The sequence below is a fragment of the Streptomyces mayteni genome (assembly GCF_054783955.1).
Window position 1 is genome coordinate 1 of the sequence record NZ_BAAGPR010000233.1, and the last position, 3,762, is coordinate 3,762.

General features: G+C 76.1%; 2 protein-coding genes and 1 pseudogene. 1 reads left to right on the forward strand and 2 read right to left on the reverse strand.

What is annotated here, in order from left to right; translation table 11 throughout:
• On the forward strand, window positions 1-1,519 hold a 1,519-nt coding region (locus ACYVPE_RS39475), incomplete at its 5' end, for a MinD/ParA family ATP-binding protein (RefSeq protein ID WP_461038676.1).
• Window positions 1,520-1,550: 31 nt separating this feature from the next.
• Here ACYVPE_RS39475 and ACYVPE_RS39480 read toward each other — a convergent pair.
• Window positions 1,551-2,492: a bifunctional riboflavin kinase/FAD synthetase gene (locus ACYVPE_RS39480; RefSeq protein ID WP_461038677.1), complete on the reverse strand. Its 942-nt coding sequence runs from the start codon at window positions 2,490-2,492 to the stop codon at window positions 1,551-1,553.
• 26 nt (window positions 2,493-2,518) lie between these two features.
• Window positions 2,519-3,762, reverse strand: a pseudogene (locus ACYVPE_RS39485) (hypothetical protein); the annotation flags it as partial.

Here is a 3,762-nt window from a genome sequence, read left to right on the forward strand (position 1 = left end):
GCCTGCGCAGCAACAACAGCCCCAGCCACCGGCCTTGCCCCGGCCCGAGGCACCTGGCAGCTACGGGTTCCCACAGCCCGTGCAGGGCCCGACGCCGGGCACGCCGGCCGCACCGCCGGCAGCCAGCGCCCCCGCCGCGCCGCACTGGCCCCAGCCGGACCAATCGCAGCCCGCGCCCGTCGGCCAGCAGCCTGGGCCGGTCGGCCCCGCCGCGCCCGCGCAGCCGCAGGACCCGAGAGCCGGCGCCGGCTGGCCCGACCCGCAGCAGTACAACGCCCAGCCGCAGCCCGGCGCCCTGGGCTACACGGCCTCGGTCGAGCTGTCGTCCGACCGCCTGTTGCACGACAAGCGGCGCAACAAGCCGCGCTCCCAGCCGGTCAGCAAGCCCGCCTCCCGCTTCCGGATCGGCGGCCGCGCGGCCGAGGAGGAGCGGCAGCGCAAGCTCGCCGTCATCCGCACCCCGGTGCTCTCCGGCTACCGGATCGCGGTGATCAGCCTCAAGGGCGGCGTGGGCAAGACGACCACCACCACCGCCCTCGGCGCCACGCTGGCCAGCGAGCGCCAGGACAAGGTGATCGCCATCGACGCCAACCCGGACGCCGGCACGCTCGGCCGCCGGGTGCGCCGGGAGACGGGCGCCACCATCCGCGACCTGGTCGGCGCGATCCCCTACCTGCACAGCTACATGGACATCCGCCGGTTCACCTCGCAGGCGGCCTCGGGACTGGAGATCCTGGCCAACGACGTGGACCCGGCCGTCTCCACCACGTTCAACGACGAGGACTACCGGCGCGTCATCGACGTGCTGGCCAGGCAGTACCCGATCATCCTCACCGACTCGGGCACCGGTCTGCTCTACAGCGCGATGCGCGGCGTGCTCGACCTCGCGCACCAGCTGATCATCGTCTCCACCCCCTCGGTGGACGGGGCGAGCAGCGCGAGCACCACGCTGGACTGGCTGAGCGCGCACGGCTACGGCGAGTTGGTGCAGCGCAGCATCACCGTGATCTCGGGGGTCAGGGAGACGGGCCGGATGGTCAAGGTCGAGGACATCGTGGCCCACTTCCAGACCCGCTGCCGCGGGGTGATCGTGGCGCCGTTCGACGAGCACCTGGCCGCCGGCGCCGAGGTGGAGCTCGACCTGATGCGGCCGAAGACCCGGCAGGCGTACTTCGAGTTGGCCGCGCTGGTCGCGGAGGACTTCGCCCGGGTGCAGCAGGAGCAGGGCCTCTGGACGCCGGACGGCGGGATGCCTCCCCAGGTGGCGCCGCCGATGCCGGGCCAGGCGCAGCAGCAACCGCAGGCCTACGGCTACCCGCAGCAGGGCCAGCAGCCCCAACAGGCGCCGCCCCAGCAGCACCAGCAGTACCAACAGCCCCACCCGCAGCAGTATCCGCAGCAGGGGCACCCGGCCCAGCCGGGCCCCGGCCCGCAACAGCAGCCGGGGCAGCCCGGGTTCGGCTACGGCTTCCCACAGCAGCCAGGCGCCTGGCCGGCCCAGCCGCCCCAGGGCCAGTGACCCCGCGGCTGGCCGGCCCGCGCCGGGCCGGTCAGCCGCCGGCGGTCAACTCGCGCGCGCGGCGCCGGTCGTCCTCGATCGCCTCGAGGAGCCCGTCGATCGAGTCGAAGACCCGCTGGTCGCGCAGCCTGGCCAGGAAGTCGATGCCGACCCACCGGTCGTAGAGGTCCAGGTCGGTCCGGTCGAGCACGTGCGCCTCGACCGTGCGCTCCGTGCCGTCGAACTGCGGGTTGGTGCCGACCGAGATGGCCGCGGGCATCCGCTCCCCCTCGACGACCAGCCAGCCCGCGTAGACGCCGTCGGCCGGGACCGCCGAGTGCGGCACCACGTCCAGGTTGGCGGTGTGCACGCCCAACTCGCGCCCCCGCCCCGCCCCGTGCACCACGGGGCCCTCCACCCGGTGCGGCCGGCCGAGCACCTCGCGCGCGGCGGCCACGTCGCCCTCCGCGATCAACCGCCTGGCCAGCGACGACGAGAACGGTTCCGCGCCGGCGTCGCCCCGCTCGAACAGGTCGACCACCTCCACCTCGAAGCCGTAGGTCTCGCCGAGCTCCCGCAGCGTGGCCACGGTGCCGGCCGCGCGGTGTCCGAAGCGGAAGTTGGGCCCCTCCACCACGGTCCGCGCGTGCAGCTTCTCCACCAGCACCTTCACCACGAACTCGGCCGGTGCCAGCTTGGAGAACTCCTTGGTGAACGGCAGCACGAGCACCGCGTCGACCCCCAGCTCGGCCAGCAGCTCGGCGCGCCGCGGGTGCGGGGCGAGCAACGGCGGATGGCTGCCAGGCCTGGTGACCTCCTTGGGGTGCGGGTCGAACGTGACGACCACGGCCGGCACGCCGAGCTCCCTGGCCCGCGCCACCGCCCGGCCGATGATCAGCTGGTGCCCGCGGTGCACACCGTCGTACGAGCCGATGGTGACGACGCCGCGTCCCCAGTCGCCGGGGATGTCCGCCATGTCACGCCAGCGCTCCACCGTTTATCGCTCCTCGCGCTTTCCCGCTATCCACGTGGGCCTGCCGGTCCACGGTACCGGGCCCCCTCCGGGCGGGAGACGCCCGCCTTGCCAAGACCGCCGGCGCACCCGCCGTCCAGGGCCGCGCCGCCCTCCCCTGCGCCGCCCTCCCCTGTGCCGTCCGGCGGCCGCCCCCAGGCCTGGACGAGCAGCGCGCAGGCGCTGGGGTGCAGCGTGATGTCCTCTGGCCGGTCGAGCAGCGCCCGGGCCGCGTAGCGCAGCAGGGCCCGGTCGGCGTCGGTGAGCGCGCGGGGCGAGCGCCCGGCGGTGCGCAGCCCGTACGCGACGGCGTCGGCCCGCCGCTCCCGGCGGTCGTCCTGTGCCCAGCGCTCCGCCGCGCGGCAGAGCGCGGCCGGCTCGTCGTGGACGAGGTCGGCGAGCACCTCGTCCGCGCCTGGATGCTCGGCGTCGGCCAGGGCGTCGACGATCTCGTCGAGGGCCAGCCGGCGGTGGGCGTACAGCAGCGCCTGGGCGGCCGAGGCGACGGTGAGGTCGCGGGGCGGCGCGGCGTCGGGTGTCGCGCGGAGCGGCCGGTCGTCGTCCAGCCAGTGGCGGAGCAGCGGCAGCGTCGTCGGCTCGGCGGCCAGCAGTTCGCTCGCCGCGGTGAGGTAGCGGGGTCCGCCGCCCGGGTGCGGGGGCCGGTCGGCTGGCAGCAGGCGGCGGAGGAGGTCGATCCGGTGGTGGGGGTCGATCGCCAGCGCGCGCCAGAAGTCCGGGGTGAACGGCTCGGCCTGGACGGCATGGGACCCGATCCGGTCGGCGAGCGCCCGGAGTTCGGGCAGCAGCGGGTGCGCGTCGGGCAGCGCGGCCAGCGTCTGATGGCTCAGCCGGGCCGCCCACCACGCCCGCTCCCCCGTGGCGTCGGCCGCCGGCAGCGGCAGCAGGCCCCGCAGGGCCTCGGGGCCATGCCGCGCGCACCGGTGCAGCAGGGCGTGCCCCACGGCGCCGGCCCGGTGCCTGGGCAGCTCGCCGCGGGCCGCGGCCGCGAGGGCGGCGGCCAGGTCGAGGTGGCGGCCGTGCAGCCAGTCGGCGAACTCCTCGTCGGCGAAGCGGTATTCGGCGCCGGCCGGCCGCAGCACGCCGTGGTCGAGCACGGCCCTGGCCCAGCCGCCGGACCACGGGAAGAGGGCGTCGAAGGCCCGGCGCGGCAGCGCCCCGGTCACCGCGGAGCGCCGGGCCGCCTGGTGGATGCGGGCGGCGGCGCCGGCGGCGGCCGCGCGGTCGGCCGGGC